Origin of the sequence: Flavobacterium sp., from assembly GCF_043780635.1 — a bacterium.
Taxonomy (GTDB): Bacteria; Bacteroidota; Bacteroidia; order Flavobacteriales; family Flavobacteriaceae; genus Flavobacterium.
This window is the reverse complement of record NZ_JAYWCK010000136.1, coordinates 1-20,460: the sequence shown is the minus strand read 5'-3', so window position 1 is coordinate 20,460 and position 20,460 is coordinate 1. Positions and strand designations below refer to the sequence as shown.

Genomic DNA, 20,460 nt, shown 5'->3' with positions numbered 1-20,460 from the left:
GTTTTTCCGTGTTTTTTTTAACTTTTTCTTTTGTAGTTAAAAAATTACGTATTACTTTTGTTTTAAAATTAACTAATAGTAATTTAACTAAATTAAAGTATGAAACATCTTAACAAACTTTTACTTGCCGTAATGATGGTGTTAGCTATGAGCTCTCATGCACAAAACGACAACAATCCTTGGGCGCTTTCGTTTGGCGTTAACGCAGTTGACACACGAACTAGTGCTGGTGGAGGAAAAAATTGGGCTGACCGACACTTTTCTCAAGCCTTCAATGTAAATGAAAACTGGAACATTCTTCCTTCTGTTTCTTATCTAAGCATCGCTAGATCAGTTGGGAACAATTTCTCTGTTGGACTTCAAGGATCTATCAACAAAATTGATAAAATGGTAATTTTTGATCCTACTGCACCAGGTCATAACTCTAGCGGATATGTAGTAGTAAATCCAGGAGACCTGATGTATTACGGAATTGACGTAAGTGTTAAATATAGTTTTATGTCTTTGATTAAATCTAAAGTGATTGATCCTTCCCTAAGTCTTGGTGGAGGTTATACATTCTTGGGTGATAGTAGTTTTGGAACTGTTAATCCAGGTGCTGGTTTGACTTTCTGGTTTACTGAAAACGTGGGACTCGCTTTAGGGACTTCTTATAAAAAAGCATTTGGTAGCGATACAGATCCAAATGTTCGTTCTCATTTCCAACATACAGCTGGTATTACTTTCCAATTTGGAGGTAAAGATACTGACGGAGATGGAATTTATGACAAAGATGACGCTTGTCCAGAAGTTGCTGGTTTAAAACAATTCAACGGTTGTCCTGATACTGATGGAGATGGAATCATTGACGGAAGTGATGCTTGTCCAACTGAATTTGGTTTAGCTGCTTTGAACGGTTGTCCAGATAAAGACGGAGACGGAATTGCTGATAAAGATGATGCTTGTCCAGATACTGCTGGTTTAGCTAAATTCAACGGTTGTCCTGATACTGATGGAGATGGTCTTGCAGATAAAGATGACAAATGTCCTACTGTAGCTGGTCCTATAAGCAATCAAGGTTGTCCAATATTAGATGCTGACAAAGATGGTGTTCCAGATTTAGAAGATGATTGTCCTACTGTAGCTGGTCCTATCAGCAATAGAGGTTGTCCTGAAGTAACTGTAGAAGTTATCGAAAGTCTTAAAATCCAAGCTAGATCAGTTTTCTTTGATACAGCTAAATCAACATTCAAAGCTGGAGATGCTGCTACAATTGCTAGTTTAGACGCTATGAGAGAAATTCTTAGAAACTATCCTAATGCTAAATTCAGCATTGAAGGACATACAGATAGTGATGGTTCTAACGCATATAATCAAAAACTTTCTGATGACAGAGCTAATGCTGTTAGAAATGCTTTGTTAGAAAGAGGAGTTAATGGAAATAACTTGACTGCTGTAGGTTTTGGTGAAACTAAACCAATAGCTACAAACAAGACTAAAGCTGGTAAAGCTCAAAACAGAAGAACTGAAGTTAGACACGTAGGTTCTATATACGAAGGTAAATTGTAATTTACTTTTATAAATAATTTTAAAAAGCCATTCTTAATTGAATGGCTTTTTTTATATTTATAGAATGACAAATACTTCTTTTTTAGATAAAATAGCAAAAGTTTTAATTGATGACTATTCAGGAAAACTATCAAATACAATTGTCGTTTTCCCAAACAAACGCGCTAAAATATTCCTGGTCGAGGCTCTAAAAAACCAAATTGACACTAATATTCTATCTCCCAATATTATTAGTATTGAGGAATTTATTCAAGACATTGCAAGTATTCGTGCCGTTGATCAGATTGAATTACTATTTGAATTCTATCAAGTTTATCTGTCGATTACTGAAAAAGCAAACCAACAATCATTTGAACTTTTTGCCAATTGGGCTAAAACACTTTTACAAGATTTCAACGAAATTGACCGTTACTTATTAGTGCCATCACACGTTCTTTCGTATCTAAAAGATATTGAAGATATTAAAAAATGGGGAATTGAAGTTGAGAATAAAACCCAACTACTCGAAAATTACATTGATTTTTGGAAGATGTTACCTAATTATTATCAATCACTTTACAATCATTTACTCAATAAAGGAATTGGTTATCAAGGATTAATTTATCGGGAAGCTGTTAACAATCTCAACCATTTTTCAGATTCTATCAAAGAAAAACAATTTGTTTTTGCGGGTTTCAATGCCTTGAATACTGCCGAAGAAAGAATTGTTCAGCATTTAATGGCTTCTGAACAAGCCAGAATTTATTGGGACGTTGACCATACTTTTCTTAATGACCCGTTTCACGATGCAGGATTGTTTGTGCGCCGTTTCAAAGAAAGTTGGAAACATTATAAGTCTAATCCTTTTGAATGGATTGTGGATGATTTTTCTCAATCGAAAAACATACAAATTATTGGCACCCCAAAAACCATCGGTCAAGCCAAAATTGCCGGAAGCATTTTAGAAAATATTGTCAATACTAATCCTAATGCTACATTAGACAAAGTTGCTGTCGTTCTTGGAGAGGAAAACTTGTTAGTGCCACTTTTATATTCGTTACCTTCAAGTGTTGGGGCTCTAAATATTACAATGGGTTATTCGAGTAAGAACAATCCCGCACAGATTTTAATTGCCAAATTGTTCAAAATGCACACGAATGCTTTGTCCAGAAATGCCAAAAGTTATGTGTTATATTACAAAGATGTTTTAGATATTTTGACACATCCATTAGTTGAACCTTATGCGAAAACTAGTTCGTTAGTAGGCATTATCAATCAGAATAATTATACGTTTATAACGCATCATAAATTATTGGAATTGAATCCAAAGCCAAGTGATCTGTTTCTTTTACTATTCCAAAAATGGGAAAATGGTTCGATGGCAGTTTTAGAAACTATTTCTGCTTTATTGCTAACAATCAAAACTAATTTGAGTAACGACAATGAAGAAGAGAAAATCACCAAAGCTTTTGTTTACTCAATTTTTAAAGTCATCAACAAATTAATTAATTACTATTCGAAACACGAACATATCGATAAGATTGAAACTCTTTATGCCATTTACAAACAAGTAATCGATTTGGCCGAAGTGTCTTTTGAAGGAGAACCGTTGAATGGATTACAAATTATGGGCGTTTTGGAAAGCCGTGTTTTGGATTTTGAAACCGTGATAATCACATCGATGAACGAGGGAAAATTGCCTGCTGGAAAATCTCAAAATTCGTTTATTCCTTATGATGTGAAAAAAGAATTAGGTTTGCCAACCTTCAAAGAAAAAGACGCCATTTATACCTATCATTTTTACCATTTATTACAACGTGCCAAGAATATCTATTTGATATACAATACCGAAAGTGAAGGATTGGACGCAGGTGAAAAAAGTCGGTTCATCACTCAATTAGAAGTTGAAAAACAGCCAAAACATACGTTGACTCACGAAATTTACAATGCTGTTTTACCAGAAACTGCTTATCAACAAATGGTTATTCCAAAATCGGAATTAGTGATATTGCGATTGAAAGAGATTGCCGATAAAGGTTTTTCACCATCAGCATTGACGAGTTATATCAGGAATCCGATTCAGTTTTATTTCCAAAAGATTTTGCGTATTAGCGAGGTCGAAGAAGTTGAAGAAAACATCGCGTTAAACACTTTGGGTACAATTATTCACGAAACCTTGAAAGTTTTGTATGAACCTTTTATTGGCAAATTCTTGTCCGAAAATGACCTTCTTACTTGTTTCAAACTTTTGGATAATGAGGTTCTAAAACAATTCAAACTCGTTTACAAAGAAGGGGAAATTAAAAAAGGCAGGAATCTTTTGGCTTTTGAAGTTGCTAAACGTAATGTTTCCAATTTTCTGAAAGTAGAATTGGAAAGCATAAAAAACGGAGATGCAATAAAAATCCTAGCATTGGAACAGCGATTCGAACGAATTTTGGAACATCCCAGTTTGCCATTTCCAGTGAAAATTGGTGGTTCGGTTGACCGAATTGAAGAGCGCAATGGAAACATTCGAATTATCGATTACAAAACCGGAAAAGTTGAAAAAGCAAGTGTAACTTTAAAATCTTGGAAAGACTTAACGCAAGACATAAAAAACGACAAAATAATTCAAGTTTTGGCTTATGCCTATATGTATGAAAATGAAGCCAATGGTAAACCAATCGAAGCTGGGATTATCTCTTTCAAAAATTTGAAATCTGGGTTTTTGCGATTTAATTTCAAAGAAGGAAAAGAAGAAAGCACAATAATTGATGAAGGAATTTTGGATAATTATTTAGAGCAAATGGTTTTGTTGTTAAATGAAATTCTGGATGAAGAAATTCCTTTTGCGGAAAAGGTTTAAATTCCTTTAAAAAACTCCAATAAAACGGTTTTCAATTCATCCTTGTTTTCAATATGACTCATATGTCCGTCGGAAAAAGTGACAAGTTTTAAAGATGTATTTTCAATTTGTTTCAGACCGTCTTCATAATTCAAAACGGGGTCTTTTTTTCCTAATATTAACAACATAGGATAAGTAGCTGAATGCAATACTATTTCTCGATCTTTCCTGATTTTCATCCCTTCGAGTGAAGCAACAATGCCTTGCAAAGGTGTTTTTGTTGCTTCGGTTTTTACCTTTTCTATTTCATCTGCCAGTCTTTCGCGATTGTCAGGATTGAATAAATTAGCGATTGAAAGCCTAACAAAACCAATGTAATCTTTTTTCACGGCTTTTATCGCACGATCACGGTTTGTTTTTCGTTCTTCGCTGTCAGCTTTTGAAGTCGAATTTAATAAAACCAATCCTTTTACTTTTGCAGGAAACATTTCGGCGAAAGCCAAAGCGACGTAACCACCCATAGAATGCCCAACGAAAATTGCTTTTCGAATTCTAAATTCCGACAAAACCGCTCGAACCGCAGCAGCATTTTCTTCCATAGAATGTAAATAACCCAAGCAACCCGATTCGCCGTGACCCAACAAATCAATGGCTATAACACGATGTTTTTTGCTAATTTCTGGAATTAAATCAGACCACATTGTTTGGTTTTCCAAGAAACCGTGAAGTAACACAATAGCATTGCCTTTTCCAGTATCAGAACAAGAGATTTTAGTGTTTTTGTAGAGGATTTGTTTCATCGTTGTAAACTTGAAGCAAAAATAAGGCTAAAATTTTTAAACCATATAAGAAAAATAAGTTCATATATGAAAATCTTAAATGTTCTTAATTGCCTTATATAGTACATAAAAAACGGCTTACATTACTGCAAACCGTTTATTATCTATATTCTATTATCTGTTTGCTTTTTAAGAATTCATCAAGCTCTCAATTTCTTCCACTTCAATTGGAATATTTCTCATCAAGTTTAATGGTTCTCCAGTTTCCTGAACAACAAGATTATCTTCTAGTCTAATTCCGAAACCTTCGGCTGGAATATAAATTCCTGGCTCGACAGTAAAAACCATATTGGCTTTCATGGGCTCGGTCAGAATTCCGTAATCGTGCGTGTCTAATCCCATATGGTGGGATGTTCCGTGCATAAAATATTTTTTGTAGGCTGGCCACTCCGGGTTTTCATTTTGAACATCGGCTTTGTCAATAAGTCCTAAACCAAGTAATTCCGAAGTCATTATTTTTCCTACTTCAATTTGATATTGTTTCCAAAATGTTCCAGGAGTAAGCATTTTTGTTGCTTCATTTTTTACTCGTAAAACGGCATTGTAAACTGCTTTTTGTCTATTGGTAAATTTTCCTGAAACCGGAATCATTCTTGTCATATCGCTGGAATAATTGGCGTATTCTGCGGCAACGTCAAGTAAAACCAAATCTCCAGCTTTACATTGTTGGTTGTTTTCGATATAATGCAAGACATTGGCATTGTTACCCGAAGCGATAATTGGTGTATAAGCAAAGCCTTTGGAACGATTTCGAACAAATTCGTGAATCAATTCGGCTTCGATTTCGTATTCGGTTACATTTGGTTTCACGAATGACAATAATCTTCTAAACCCTTTTTCGGTAATATCACAAGCATTTTGGATTAAATCCAATTCTTCCGTTTCTTTCACAGAACGAATGCGTTGCAAAATTGGATTGCTTTTGGCAACAGCGTGTGCCGGATATTTTGCTTTCCACCATTTCACAAAACGCGCTTCGCGGGTTTCGGTTTCCACGGAGGCACGATAATGCTCGTTAGTGTTGATGTAAATTGTATCGCAATGCGTCATTATTTCGAATAGAACTTTCTCGAAATCCTGCAACCAATGAACGGTTTTGATCCCTGAAACTTCAAACGCTCGGTCTTTGGTCAGTTTTTCACCTTCCCAAATCGCAATATGTTCGCTGGTTTCTTTTAGAAACAACATTTCTCTCTGATTCTCATAAGGAGCGTCCGGGAAAAGCAATAATATGCTTTCTTCCTGATCAACACCGCTTAAATAGAAAATATCGCGATGTTGTGCAAATGGCAAAGTGCTATCGGCAGAAACGGGATAAATATCATTGGAATTGAAAACGGCTAAACTTTTTGGCTTCATTTGAGCCGTAAATTTGGCGCGATTTTTTATAAAAAGTTGTCGATCTATTTGATGGTATTTCATAACATTTTGATTTTTACTTTTGATTACTCAAAAATACTAAGATTAAATCGTTTTTGTTGTGAATTCATCAATTTTTATGTAAAAAAATCAAAACGCAACCGATTAAAATTTTAATTTCAATCGATTGCGTGAAGAGTTAAATAGTAAATAGCCTTTTCTTAAAACTGAGCCGTTTCGGTAGAATCTTTCATTGCTGTTGTTGTAGATTTCCCTATTGTTACTGTATTTTGTACTGCATCAAAATAAGAAGTTCCTACGAATCCTTGGTGTTTTACAGCTTTGAATCCTTGTTTTTGCAAAGCAAATTCTCTTTCTTGTAATTCAGAATAACCTGCCATTCCTCTTTGTTTGTAAGCCATTGACAATTCGAACATGCTCGTGTTTAGCGCGTGGAATCCCGCTAATGTGATGAATTGAAATTTATATCCCATTGCAGCCAAATCTTCCCTGAATGTTTCCATTTCAGCAACTGATAATTTTGCAGCCCAGTTGAAAGAAGGGGAACAGTTGTAAGCCAACATTTTTCCTGGAAATTGCGCGTGAATTCCTTCTGCAAATTGTCTTGCATATTCAAGATCAGGATTACTTGTCTCCATCCAGATCAAATCAGCATAAGGAGCATAACTCAACCCACGATCAATCCCTTGCTCAACACCACAGTTAACATAGAAAAATCCTTCACCTGTTTTTTCTCCTGTGATGAATTTGGCATCTCTAGGATCAATATCACTAGTCAATAAATTGGCAGCATCAGCATCAGTACGAGCAACAACAATGGTCGGAGTTCCCATTACATCGGCAGCTAGTCTAGCTGCTATTAGTTTGTTGATTGCTTCTTGAGTAGGAACCAATACTTTTCCGCCAAGGTGTCCACATTTTTTTGCAGAACTCAATTGATCTTCAAAGTGAACTCCGGCAGCACCAGCTTCAATCATTGATTTCATCAATTCGAAAGCATTAAGATTTCCTCCAAAACCAGCTTCGGCATCGGCAACGATTGGCACTAAATAATCTTTTTTGTCAGTTGTTCCGTTTACAACTTGTATTTGGTCTGCACGTAAAAGGGCGTTGTTAATTCTTTTTACAACCAATGGAACGCTGTTTGCAGGATACAAAGATTGGTCAGGATACATTTCTCCGGCAACATTTGCATCAGCAGCAACTTGCCATCCGCTTAAGTATATTGCGTCTAAACCAGCCTCAACCTCCTGAATAGCCTGATTTCCTGTAAGTGCTCCGAGTCCGGCAACAAAATCCTGAGAATTCAATTTGCTCCATAGTTTGTTGGCACCAATTCTTGCAACGCTATGTTCTATTTGGTATGACCCTTGAAGTTTTACAACTTCTTCTGCTGTGTACGGTCGTTCGATACCTTTCCATCTTGGATTTGTAATCCAATCGGTAACTAATTCTTGAATTCTTGTTTCTGTGGTTTTCATAATTTATTGTTTTTTTTGGTGGTTTTTTTAAATGTATTTGTATCCTGGTATTGTTAAAAAGTCTATGAATTTATGGTTTACAACTAAAATGTCTAACAATTGTTCTGCTAATCTGTATTTACCATTTTCATAATTGTTTTCTCCGACATAACTTTTTATTTTTTCAAATTCTTCCATTGCTAAACGATCATAGTATTTTTCGTTTAACACTTTGCCGTTGTCTAATGTCACTTTGTTTTCAAGCCATTGCCATAATTGTGACCTAGAAATTTCTGCTGTTGCAGCGTCTTCCATTAAATGGTGTAAGGCAGCCGCGCCTTGTCCGTTAAGCCACGAAGCAAGATAAAGAATGGATACATTTATGTTTTTTCTAATACCTTCTTCAGTAATCGTTCCTTTTGGAGCTTCTAGTAAATCAGCTTCGGTGACATTTACATCTTCTCTTTTTACATGGATTTGATTTTTAGTCGGCATTTGTTTATCAAAAACATTCTTGGCAATTGAAACTAAATCTGGATGCGCCACCCAAGTTCCATCGTGACCATTTTTCGCTTCACGTTCTTTGTCTGCATTTACTTTGTTGAAAGCAATTTCGTTTGCTTCTTCATCATTTTTTATTGGAATTTGCGCTGCCATTCCGCCAATAGCATGAATATTTCTTTTGTGGCATCTTTGAATAACTAATTGTGAATAGGCACTCATAAATGGAGAAGTCATTGTCACTTGGTCTCTATTTGGAACAATAAAAGCTGGATTATTTCTAAATTTTTTGATGTATGAAAAAATATAATCCCATCTTCCACAATTCAGTCCAACAATATGATCTTTTAACTCAAAGATTATTTCATCCAATTGAAAACTAGCAGTTATTGTCTCGATTAAAACAGTTGCTTTGAATGTTCCGTTTTTTACTTTTAAATATTCTTGTGTAAATTCAAACACTTCATTCCACCATCTGGCTTCTAAATAGTGTTCCAATTTTGGAATATAAAAGTAGGGAGCCGTTCCATTCTCCATCAATTGCTTGTGATTATGAAAAGCATACAGTCCAAAATCAACTAGTGATCCGGAGGCCTCTTGATTATCAATCAAAAGATGTTTTTCATTTAGATGCAATCCTCTTGGGCGAACAATTAATACAGCCGTATTTTCATTCAGCGCATATTTTTTATTTTTTAAAGTGTCATTTAAAGTGATGGTTTTGTTAACTGCATCTTTAAGATTTTGTTGCCCTTCCATTAAATTGCTCCAAGTAGGGGAAGTGCTGTCTTCAAAATCTGCCATAAATGTTTTGGCTCCTGAGTTTAGCGCATTTATAACCATTTTTCTGTCAACGGGTCCGGTGATTTCAACTCTACGGTCCAAAAGATCTTCTGGAGTTTTTGACGCTTCCCAATCGCTTTCTCTTATGCTTTTGGTTTCGACGGGAAAAGTCGGCAATATGCCCTCATCGAATAATACTTGTTGTCTTTTTCTTTCTTCTAAAAGAGCTAGTCTTTTTTCATTAAAATTTTCGTGAAGCAATGACAAAAAAGTCATAGCATCATCGGTTAAGATTTCAGGATACTGTTCTGTAGTTTCTTCTGAAAAATTTAACAAATTTGTCGAGTATAATTCTTCTAAATTCATCTCGTAGTGTATTTAATTTAACAATAATTAAGTTTTGTTGACAATTATTAATTGTTCAACACTGCAATAGTACAAAAAGTTTTTTACAAAACAAGCGAACGTACGCTAAAAATGAAAAAAATATTTTTTGTGGATTATATTTTTATTCTTATATTTGATTATTATGAATATAGAAAAGGATTACATCAAGTTAATTTTCGGGCTTAAACTCAAGCAGGCTCGAACAAATAAAAATTTATCTTTATTTGGCTTAGCCAAAATAACAGACCTTTCCAAGTCATATTTGAATGAAATTGAGAAAGGAAAAAAATATCCTAAGACGGATAAAATTATTCTTTTGTCTGAAAAATTAGACGTGTCTTATGACAATATGGTTTCATTGAAGCTGGATAATAATCTGGCTCCAATTGGAGAAATCCTAAAATCTGGAATTTTAAAAGAGATTCCGTTGGATATTTTTGGCATTCAGGAAAATGATTTAATTGATATTATTGCTAATGCTCCAGCAAAGGTAAATGCGTTTATAAGTACCATTATAGAAATCGCCCAGCATTACAATTTAACTCGCGAGAGTTTTTTCTTAGCTTCTTTGCGTTCGTACCAAGAAGCACACAATAATTATTTTGATGATTTAGAGGAAAAGGTGCTGTCGTTTTGCAAAGCATTTCATATCAATACTGAATCTCAGATTACTTTAGAGGAATTAAGTGCTATTCTGATTGAAGAGTATGGATATACAATTAAGGAAATTGCTTTTTCTGAGCAAGAGGAATTAGGGGATTTAAGATCTATTTTTGTTCCAAAAAGTAAAACATTACTATTGTCAGTGGAAATTGATGAACCTCAAAAAGCATTTATTTTAGCCAAAGAAATTGCTTATAACTATCTTGAAATCACCGAAAGGTTGTATACTTTTAGTTGGATTAAGTTTGATAATTTCGACCAGGTATTGAATAATTTTTATGCCTCCTACTTTGCTGGGGCTTTGCTTTTACCTAGACAATCATTAATTGATGAATTGAATTTGTTTTTGGCGAAAACAGATCCAAAACCCCAAGAAATGATTGATTTGATTGGAAAATTTAATGTTTCTCCAGAATCTTTTTATCAAAGACTTACTAATATTTTACCAAAAGATTTTCAGTTAAAAAATTTATTTTTTCTTAGGCTGTCTCACCAAATAGGAGCTGACACCTATCAAATAAAGAAAGAACTACATATTACGAATCAGCAAGAACCGCATGCCAATGAAATGAATGAGCATTATTGCCGAAGATGGGTTTCTATTAAAACGATAGTTGAAGCCTTGAAACAAAATAAAAGCCATTTTTTCGATGCGCAGATTTCTCGTTATGATAATAGTAATAATGAATATCTGGTTTTTTCCTCTGCAACTTTAGACCCTTTCAAGAAAGATTGTTTAAGAAGTATAACAGTTGGGATATTGATTACACCCGGGATGAAGAAAAAGTTTAAATTCATTGATAATCCCTCGCTACAAAAACAGATTGTTGGTGTGACTTGTGAAACGTGTGCGGTAAAAAACTGTCAAGAAAGAGCCTCGGAACCCATCCATTTAGAACAAAAAACAAGAAACGAAAAAACAGATTTAACCGTACAGCAATACATGGCTAAGTATAGTTAAATAGATTTTGAATGTTTTTACTGAAAAATGTATCGAGATCTTTATAATAGAACGTATTCTCAATACATTTTGTGTTTTAGGTAGAAAAGGATTGAGTCTAATCAATCCATTTGTATTATCTGATGAATAATTTTTTAATTGATGAAAATACTATTTTTGAGTCAAATAAAATTTATACATCAAGTTTTTTTAAGTTATGAAAAATCACAATATGCTAAAATGAAGAGTCTATTATACTGTTAGATTATTTATTACACAATAAATTCAATAATCATTATAAATAGTTACGAAAAGGTTGTAGTTCGCTAATAATTACTTTATTTTTGCATTAAATTTTTAATTTTATTCAAATTTCTTATGGCAAAATCTACGTTGTTGAAGTCGTCAATAGCAAAAAAAGTGGCTATGGCACTTTCTGGAATTTTTTTGATTCTATTTCTATCGCTGCACTTTTTTATTAATATGACTTCGGTGTTTAGTGCCGACACTTTTAATGCGATGTCACATTTTATGGGTTATAATCTATTAATTCAATTCGTTATGCAGCCAGTTTTAGTTGCAGGTGTTATTTTTCACTTCGTTATGGGGATGGTTTTAGAAGTGAAAAACCGAAGCGCCAGACCAATTGCTTATGTAAATTACAACGGAGCGGCAAATGCTTCTTGGGCATCTCGGAATATGATTATTTCTGGATTGGTAGTTTTAGCATTTATCGGATTGCATTTTTATGATTTCTGGGTTCAAGAAATTGTTTACAAATATGTAGACGTTAATTCAATCGAACCAACCAGATATTATGAAGAATTGAATCACAAATTCGAAAGTCCAATTCGTACTGGTTTGTATTGTGTGGCTTTTATATTATTGTCCTTGCATTTATGGCACGGTTTCAACTCTTCCTTTCAATCAGTAGGGTTTAATAACAAATATTCAAAATCACTACATAAACTAGGATATGCTTTTGCAATAGTAGTTCCTTTCGGGTTCATTTTTATTGCATTATTTCATCATTTTAATCAAATTTAATATTCAATTATAATGGCATTAGATTCAAAAGTTCCTAGTGGTCCAATATCGGACAAATGGACAAGTTATAAAGATCATATTAATTTAGTAAATCCGGCTAACAAACGTAATATCGATATTATCGTTGTTGGAACTGGACTTGCTGGGGGTTCTGCTGCTGCAACATTGGCAGAATTAGGATATAACGTAAAAACATTTTGCTTTCAAGATTCTCCACGTCGCGCACACTCAATTGCTGCACAAGGTGGAATTAATGCAGCAAAAAATTATCAAGGCGACGGGGATTCAACCTTCCGTTTGTTTTATGATACTATAAAAGGAGGCGATTATCGTTCTCGTGAAGCAAACGTTCACCGTTTGGCCGAAGTTTCTACTAATATTATTGACCAATGTGTTATGCAAGGCGTACCATTGGCACGTGAATACGGTGGATTATTAGACAATCGTTCTTTTGGAGGAACTTTGGTAGCCAGAACATTTTATGCCAAAGGACAAACAGGACAACAATTGTTATTGGGAGCTTATTCAGCTATGAACCGTCAAATTGGTCGTGGAAAAATAAAATCAAATACACGTCACGAAATGCTAGATTTAGTATTGGTAGACGGAAAAGCTCGTGGAATTATCGCTCGTAATTTGGTTACAGGAGAAATCGAAAGACATTCTGCTCACGCTGTAGTTATTGCTTCAGGTGGTTACGGAAATGTATTTTTCCTTTCTACTTACGCTATGGGAAGTAATGCAACCGCAGCTTGGAAAATACATAAAAAAGGAGCGTTTTTTGCCAATCCTTGTTACACGCAAATTCACCCAACTTGCATTCCTGTATCAGGAGATCACCAATCGAAATTAACTTTGATGTCAGAATCATTGCGTAATGACGGTCGTATTTGGGTTCCTGCAAAATTAGAAGATGCAAAAGCAATTCGTGAAGGAAAGAAAAAACCAGCTGATTTAAAAGAAGAAGACAGAGATTATTATTTGGAAAGAAGATACCCGTCTTTTGGAAATTTAGTTCCTCGTGATGTTGCTTCTCGTGCTGCTAAAGAAAGATGTGATGCTGGTTTTGGAGTCAACAAAACTGGTGAAGCCGTTTATTTGGATTTTGCTTCAGCGATACAACGTTACGGAAAAGAGCAAGCTTATATAAAAGGTTTGGATGCGAATGACGCTAAACTAGTTATCGATTTAGGAGCGGCTGTTGTTGAGAATAAATACGGGAACTTGTTCCAAATGTATGAGAAAATTATTGATGAAAATCCATACGTAACTCCAATGATGATTTACCCAGCGGTGCATTATACAATGGGTGGAACTTGGGTTGATTATAATTTACAAACTACCATTCCGGGTTGTTTCTCTATTGGAGAATCAAATTTCTCAGATCACGGAGCCAATAGATTAGGTGCTTCGGCATTGATGCAAGGTTTGGCTGATGGTTATTTTGTATTGCCTTATACAATTGGTGATTATTTAGCTCCAGATATCAAAACAGGAACAATCTCTACCGATTTACCTGAATTTGTTGAAGCTGAGAAAAAAGTTAAAGAACAAATTGAAAAATTCATAAACAATAAAGGAACACATTCTGTTGATTATTTTCACAAGAAATTAGGAAAAATTATGTGGGACAAAGTAGGCATGGCTCGAAATGCAAAAGGGTTAACTGAAGCTATCGAAGAAATTGCCACTTTACGTGAAGAATTTTATAAAGATGTAAAAGTTCCTGGAACGGCTGATAGTTTTAACCAAGAATTAGAAAAAGCGGGACGTGTTGCTGATTTCCTTGAATTAGGAGAATTGTTTGCCAAAGATGCTTTACACCGTAATGAATCTTGCGGAGGTCACTTCCGTGAAGAATACCAATCTGAAGAAGGAGAAGCACAACGTGACGACGAAAATTTCGCTTATGTTGCAGCTTGGGAATACAAAGGAAAACCTAGCGATGCGGTTCTACACAAAGAACCATTGGTATTTGAAAACATTAAATTAGTAACCAGAAGTTATAAATAGTTTTTAAAGAGCTAGCTAGTTTTAAAACTCGTTAGCTCTTATTTAAAATCAATGAAAGAAAAATTAATCATACGGAATTTTGGACCAATTAAGTCTGTCGAATTAGAATTAGGTAAAATTACCGTTCTGATTGGCGAACAGGCTACTGGGAAAAGTACGATTGCTAAAGTTTTGGCGGTTTGTAGGTATTTTAGTTTTATAACGGATGTAACTAATAATTTGTTTCATATCGAAAATTTATATTTTGATGTTATTTTTAAAGATTATGGAATTCAAGAATATGTAAATGATCAAAGTTATTTTTTATATGATTGTTCAGATTATAAATTAGAAGTTACAATTGTACACGATGGAGAATTTCTAACCAATTTGGATAAAAACATTCAACAACCCCTTCTTAAATTTCAACCAAAAATAATAGAAGAAAAATCCGAACAGTTTAAGCTTTTAATCAGGGAATTAAATAAGATTAAATCAAAAACTAATTATGGCACGATCTTAACTCAATATTTGTCACAAAATTGGAGTATTCCTACAACTTTTTTGCTTAATGAAGTTAAAGAAGTAATGAATAATCCTTTTTATTTTCCCACGGAAAGAGGTTTACAGTCTATTTTTTCACTCGGAAAAGATTCTATTCAAAATTTATCAGATTCATTGTTTAATCAATTATCATTATTGGATAAAACGTATAAAAATTTCCAAAGTGAAGTTGAAATAGGGCCATTAAATATATTTTATAAATACCAAAATAATCAAGGATTTACTCGTAAAAAAAACGAAGAAAATTTTTATCCTTTAAGAAATGGTGCAAGTGGATATCAATCGACTATACCAATTGTTTTAGCGATTAAATATTATACAGAAGTAGAAAGAAGAAAAAGAACATTTATTGTTGAAGAGCCTGAATTAAATCTTTTTCCTAAATCACAAAAGAAACTAATGGAATTTTTTATTGAGAATATTAATCTAAATGGTCATTCCTTTTTGTTACCAACACATTCTCCTTATTTTCTTTCGGCAATAAACGATTTGTTAATAGCTTATAAAAAAGGACAAAAAAATCAATCCGAAGTTGAAAAAATAATAAAAAAAGAATCTTGGTTAAACCCTGATGATTTAAGTGTTTATGAATTAAAAGAAGGGGAAGCATTAGATATATTTGATAAAAAAATAGGATTAATTGCAGACAATATTATTGATGAAGTATCTGATGAAATGAATGATGAGTTCGATGATTTATTAAACGTTAGATGATACAGGAATTATTAAAATCTAACTGTTATTATCCATTAAATCAAGGTCAATATTTTATTTATGATGATGATTTGAACAATGTTCCGTCTTTTGTGTCAGAAGTAGATAAATGGAATTTGAATTTGAACAATAACACTTCAACCACTGTTAATTTTTTTCAAAATGATGGTTGTTTAATGGCTCAAAATGAGTTAAAAAAATGTGATTGGATTTGTTTTGTTGAAAATGAATTTTATTTTATCGAAGCAAAAGATGTTAAAATGAGAAACCGAAGTAGTCAAAGGAATGATGCCGTTTTAAAATTTGATATAACTATTCCTCATTTTATAGCTTTATATCCAAGTATCAAAACAATGAAAATGATTGTTGTTATGAACTTTAGAAGTTCAAAAATTACAAGTGCAACCAATAAATCCAAAGCATTATATTTTAATGAAAAATATAATGCCGAATATAGAGAAACAAATATTTTAGAGATTAATAAAGAATAAATTAAGACTAAACCAATGAAACTTACATTACAAATATGGCGTCAAAAAAATGCCAAAGCAGAAGGAAAAATTGTTGAATATCCAATAGACGGCATCGAAGGTGATATGTCCTTCCTTGAAATGCTGGATGTTCTTAACGAACAATTAATCAATAAAGGAGACGAACCAGTATCTTTTGACCACGATTGTCGTGAAGGAATCTGCGGGACTTGTTCTTTGTTTATCAACGGAGAAGCGCACGGACCCGACAGAGGAATACCTACTTGTCAATTACACATGAGAATGTTCAAAGATGGCGATACAATCTTTATTGAACCCTTTAGAGCTAAAGCTTTTCCGGTAATCAAAGATTTAGTGGTTGACAGAAGTGCTTTTGACAGAATTCAACACGCTGGTGGATTTATTTCGGTGAATACTTCTGGAAATCCAGTTGATGCTAACACTATTCCAATTCCAAAACACGATGCAGACAGAGCTTTTGATGCAGCTACTTGCATTGGTTGTGGTGCTTGTGTTGCAACTTGTAAAAACTCTTCGGCTATGTTATTTGTTGCTGCCAAAGTATCTCAATTTGCTTTGTTGCCACAAGGAAGAGTTGAAGCGTCAGAGCGAGTTTTGAATATGGTTGCGCAAATGGATGCAGAAGGGTTTGGTAACTGTACCAATACTGGAGCTTGCGAAGTGGAATGTCCTAAAGGAATTTCTTTGGAATATATTGCACAAATGAACAGAGAATATTTGAGCGCAAGTGTGAAAGGATAAAAATCTATCAAACCTTATAGGTTTTTGTGTATAATTTTTATGAAACACAAGATTAAAAAGAGAAAATATTATGACAGATATTAAAAAAGATTTTACAATTAATAGTAAAAATTATTTTGAAGCAGACTTCATAACAAAAAGAATTTTTGATAAAATGTTTGAACTCTTAAGCGAAGATGTCAAAGAAATTGAAAAATATAAAAATGGATATTTTCATATCATAAATGATAAGGAAACAAGCAGATTCAATGTTAAATTACCAGATGATATGTTTCTCAAAGTTATTGAAGCTTTTACTGTAGCAAAATCACAATTTTGATCATTTTAATTGACAGCATCAAATTTTAACTAAAACACTTTAGAACTTGAAAAAATCAATAATTACATTAAAAGAAAAACGCTTTCTTATTATTTGGTTAGGAATTTGTGGGTTCGCATGTTTTATGAATGCTGCAAAAGTTGGAGGTAAAATAGATTTTGGTAATGGCAGATATCAATATTTGTTTTTTTATAATCCACGATTAACTGGAGATACATATAATGAAGATTTCTACCCTTTTACTGAATTTATTGTTGATAATTCCGCTCGTTACCCAAGTGAAAATTTCTCTCAGTATTTTATAGATGATGGGACATATATAAGATTCAACGGCATTTTTAATTCATTTGACCTTCCTGAATTTATTTTCTATTCTATACTAGGGCTTTGCATTGTTTTTACACCAAAAGTTTGGAAATAGCATTTAGATTAAAAAAACATATAAACAATGGACATATGAAGTAATTGGGGTTTGGACAAAATTTGAAATTAGTTTTGTATTAGCAAAATTGAAACTACTTTGTGACTTTTTCCAAACTGATTCAAGCTACTGTTTTTTTAATGGTTACAAGGTTTAAAGCCAAACGCATTCATTAACTTGGATGCGTTTTTTGTTTGCACAAATTTAAAATCCCTTTTATCTATGTTATCTGTGTGCCAAATTTCACTAATTTTATAAAATGAAAGTCGCACTTATTCAATCGTCCTTATTCTGGGAAAACCCAACTGCCAACCGAAACTATTTCGAAGAAAAAATCAATACCATTGATGAAAAAGTTGATTTAATTGTTCTTCCAGAAATGTTTACAACTGGTTTTTCAATGAATCCAAAAAGTCTTGCCGAAACAATGCAAGGAGAAACGATTTTGTGGCTTCAATCTTTGGCGAAAGCTAAGAACAGCGCCATTACTGGAAGCTTAATTGTCAAGGAAAATAATAATTTCTACAATAGATTAGTTTTTGTTTTTCCGTCGGGTGAAATACAATTTTATAACAAACGACATTTATTTACCTTGGCTGGAGAAGATAAAGTCTATACTTCCGGAGTTAAAAAATTGATTGTAGATTATTTAGGATGGAAGATTTGCCCGTTGGTATGTTACGACTTGCGATTTCCAGTTTTTGCACGAAATGTAGAAGAGTATGACTTGTTGCTTTATGTTGCCAATTGGCCAAAAACTCGCATCAATGCTTGGGATATTTTGCTCAAAGCACGCGCTGTGGAAAATATGTGTTATACTATTGGCGTGAATAGAATTGGTTTTGACGCCAGTAAATTCGAATATGTTGGGCATTCACAAGCAGTTGATTTTCTTGGAAATTATATTTTGGAGCCACAAGAAACAGAAGGTGTTTTCATCCTGGAATTAAACAAAGAAAAACTACTTGAAACCAGAAAAAAATTAGGATTTCTTAACGATAGAGATACTTTTGAACTAAAGTCCCATTGATGATTTAGCTTTTTTCTTTTTTTCGACCTTTATTTTCGGCTCTGGAGTATAAGGAATACTCACGTCAAAAACCTGATCTACATCCCAATTAGCTCGGACGTCAATTCCTTTCGAAAAATAAATCACTTCCTCAGCTTGGCGTTTTTCTAAATAATTTCCAGAATCCCATTCCTTATTTTTGTTATCGTCATAAATTAACCGAAGCCAAAATAAGGTAGGTTCAACCAAATTAAATTCAATTTTAGTATTACTTTCAGAATATTCAGAAGCCAAAACATCTCCTTTTTCATTTGTCAGCTCAACAATTACAGGAAAATGTTTTACGTTTTGTAATTTTACTGAAAGGTTTCCGTAATCAGAAAAGCTCTGTGTATTCAGCTTATAGACAATCGTGTCATTCGATTTTTCCAAATAATCGGTAAATGCACCAGGCATAATCTTGAAAGTATATTTTTCAGAAGGCTCCTTTTTGAAATCAAAATACAGTTTTTGGTTAAAATCATCATACTCAGTTTTAAAATCCACAGAAACTGAATCTTTATTGATGAGTTTTATTTTTGAATTGTCAAATTTAGTCAATGGTGTAGCGCTTTCTATAGTAAATCGTTCCCTAAAATTCAACAAACTTGTCTGAACGGCACTAATGTTTAAGGTATCTTTTTTCTGCTCTTTCATTTTAAAATTGAAGTTTGCTTGATACTTGTCTTTGGATACAGCTATTGCCAACGAATCTACTTTCAAAGGTTTAAACCAAACTTGAAGCGAATCTTTTTTTGGAAACTTAGTGATAATTGTCGGTAGGATTTCGGTTCCGTTTTTTAAAGTAATTTTCACATCATCTGATTTCCCTTCATAAGGTAAAATCAATTTGTTTCCCGAGGTTTGAAAAGGCTTGTAAGCTTTAAAAGGAAGCACCTCCTTGAATATTTTTATTTCTTGGATTGTATCTGTTGGAATAGTGATAAACTGTTTTCTAAACCCGATTTTATCCTTTTTTGGATTGAATTTATTATTGGAATTGTAATCTTTCATTGCAACCAAAAGATATTTTCCGGCTTTTAAATTTTCTAATTTAAAGGTTTTCAAACTATCCAATGTGTTGGTGATATATCTTGGATTTTGATTATAAACCACCGAATCCTTATATTTATCATTCACATCATACAGCATTACGGAAACAAAAGATTCCACCTCTTTATTATATGCATCTTTGACGCTCCCGCCAAGGGTTAAAGAGTCTATATAAGCACCAGTTGAAAAGATATATTTGAATTGATTATATGGATTTCCCTCATTGTTATCTTCAATACTTTGCCCAAAATTGAAACTATAAGTTGTATTAGGTTTTAGCGTATCGTTTATTTTTATAGTAAGGTATTTGCTTGTAGTTGTAGGTAAAATTAAAGGTTCGTTCTTCATTGGTGGCGAAATAATCAATTGCTTTTTCAGGTCTTTCAGTTTGATGTATTCATCAAAAGTCAATTTAATTTCGTTTCCTTTAAAATTGGTGCTGAAATTTTTTGGAAAACTCATTTTCAAAACTGGCGCAAGAGTATCTTTCAAACCGCCGGTGATACTGCCTCTTTTGGCACAACTTGCCATTGCCAATACAAGTAAAAGCAGAATATATCTAAAGTTGTTTTTCAACATAATGAGTCATAATTAAGAAGCTACAAAATAACAATTATATTCGCTGTAAACGAAATGTTTTAAATATAAATATAACCCGTTGGGTGCAATTATTTAAAGTAAAATAAATTGAATAAATATTGGTCAAGATACTGAAATTCAGTATCTTGAAGTCGCTAAACCG

The 20,460-nt window shown here is 33.4% G+C and carries 16 protein-coding genes; 11 read left to right on the top strand and 5 right to left on the bottom strand.

All coding sequences use genetic code 11. From position 1 onward, the window contains the following. Positions 1–99 precede the first annotated feature (99 nt). Both ACH2BV_RS12240 and ACH2BV_RS12235 read left to right on the top strand, forming a co-directional pair. Positions 100–1,548 (top strand): OmpA family protein, encoded by a 1,449-nt coding sequence (locus ACH2BV_RS12240; RefSeq protein WP_395051016.1) that lies wholly within the window; start codon positions 100–102, stop codon positions 1,546–1,548. Between the two features lie 64 nt (positions 1,549–1,612). Continuing rightward, positions 1,613–4,375: a PD-(D/E)XK nuclease family protein gene (locus tag ACH2BV_RS12235; protein WP_395051015.1), complete on the top strand. Its 2,763-nt coding sequence runs from the start codon at positions 1,613–1,615 to the stop codon at positions 4,373–4,375. On the opposite strand, the gene ACH2BV_RS12230 is transcribed toward ACH2BV_RS12235, so the two are convergent. From ACH2BV_RS12230 to aceB, 4 genes are all read right to left on the bottom strand, one after another. Next, entirely contained in the window at positions 4,372–5,154 is a 783-nt protein-coding gene (locus tag ACH2BV_RS12230; protein WP_395051014.1) for an alpha/beta fold hydrolase, read from the bottom strand. The two genes, ACH2BV_RS12235 and ACH2BV_RS12230, sit on opposite strands and share 4 nt — an antisense overlap. 168 nt (positions 5,155–5,322) lie before the next feature. Further along, positions 5,323–6,615 carry an aminopeptidase P family protein gene (locus ACH2BV_RS12225; protein ID WP_395051013.1) on the bottom strand — a complete coding sequence of 431 codons (1,293 nt, stop codon included), beginning with the start codon at positions 6,613–6,615 and terminating at the stop codon, positions 5,323–5,325. 158 nt (positions 6,616–6,773) lie between these two features. Beyond that, the gene (gene aceA / locus ACH2BV_RS12220) at positions 6,774–8,054 is read right to left on the bottom strand and encodes an isocitrate lyase (RefSeq protein ID WP_395051012.1); all 1,281 of its coding nucleotides are present in this window, start codon (positions 8,052–8,054) and stop codon (positions 6,774–6,776) included. A gap of 27 nt (positions 8,055–8,081) precedes the next feature. Beyond that, positions 8,082–9,683, bottom strand: coding sequence for a malate synthase A (aceB, locus tag ACH2BV_RS12215; protein WP_395051011.1), 1,602 nt, complete (start codon positions 9,681–9,683; stop codon positions 8,082–8,084). A gap of 163 nt (positions 9,684–9,846) precedes the next feature. On the opposite strand from aceB, the gene ACH2BV_RS12210 reads away from it, so the two are divergent. From ACH2BV_RS12210 to ACH2BV_RS12170, 9 genes are all read left to right on the top strand, one after another. Beyond that, positions 9,847–11,328: a helix-turn-helix domain-containing protein gene (locus ACH2BV_RS12210; RefSeq protein ID WP_395051010.1), complete on the top strand. Its 1,482-nt coding sequence runs from the start codon at positions 9,847–9,849 to the stop codon at positions 11,326–11,328. A 357-nt stretch (positions 11,329–11,685) separates the two neighbouring features. Beyond that, complete coding sequence (locus ACH2BV_RS12205; protein ID WP_395051009.1) at positions 11,686–12,354, top strand: succinate dehydrogenase cytochrome b subunit; 669 nt, start codon at positions 11,686–11,688, stop codon at positions 12,352–12,354. A gap of 12 nt (positions 12,355–12,366) precedes the next feature. Continuing rightward, complete coding sequence (locus ACH2BV_RS12200; RefSeq protein WP_395051008.1) at positions 12,367–14,367, top strand: fumarate reductase/succinate dehydrogenase flavoprotein subunit; 2,001 nt, start codon at positions 12,367–12,369, stop codon at positions 14,365–14,367. A 51-nt stretch (positions 14,368–14,418) separates the two neighbouring features. Beyond that, a complete protein-coding gene (locus tag ACH2BV_RS12195) occupies positions 14,419–15,624 on the top strand; it encodes an AAA family ATPase (RefSeq protein ID WP_395051007.1) in 1,206 nt (401 codons plus the stop codon). Continuing rightward, a complete protein-coding gene (locus ACH2BV_RS12190; RefSeq protein ID WP_395051006.1) occupies positions 15,621–16,115 on the top strand; it encodes a hypothetical protein in 495 nt (164 codons plus the stop codon). Before ACH2BV_RS12195 ends, ACH2BV_RS12190 begins: the two co-directional genes overlap by 4 nt. Positions 16,116–16,130: 15 nt before the next feature. Then, on the top strand, positions 16,131–16,877 hold the full coding sequence (locus ACH2BV_RS12185; RefSeq protein WP_395051005.1) for a succinate dehydrogenase/fumarate reductase iron-sulfur subunit: 747 nt from the start codon (positions 16,131–16,133) through the stop codon (positions 16,875–16,877). Between the two features lie 70 nt (positions 16,878–16,947). Continuing rightward, a complete protein-coding gene (locus ACH2BV_RS12180; protein ID WP_395051004.1) occupies positions 16,948–17,196 on the top strand; it encodes a hypothetical protein in 249 nt (82 codons plus the stop codon). Between the two features lie 46 nt (positions 17,197–17,242). Next, entirely contained in the window at positions 17,243–17,617 is a 375-nt protein-coding gene (locus ACH2BV_RS12175) for a hypothetical protein (RefSeq protein WP_395051003.1), read from the top strand. Between the two features lie 259 nt (positions 17,618–17,876). After that, complete coding sequence (locus ACH2BV_RS12170; RefSeq protein ID WP_395051002.1) at positions 17,877–18,647, top strand: nitrilase family protein; 771 nt, start codon at positions 17,877–17,879, stop codon at positions 18,645–18,647. On the opposite strand, the gene ACH2BV_RS12165 is transcribed toward ACH2BV_RS12170, so the two are convergent. Next, entirely contained in the window at positions 18,633–20,297 is a 1,665-nt protein-coding gene (locus ACH2BV_RS12165) for an Ig-like domain-containing protein (protein ID WP_395051001.1), read from the bottom strand. The two genes, ACH2BV_RS12170 and ACH2BV_RS12165, sit on opposite strands and share 15 nt — an antisense overlap. Positions 20,298–20,460: the final 163 nt, after the last annotated feature.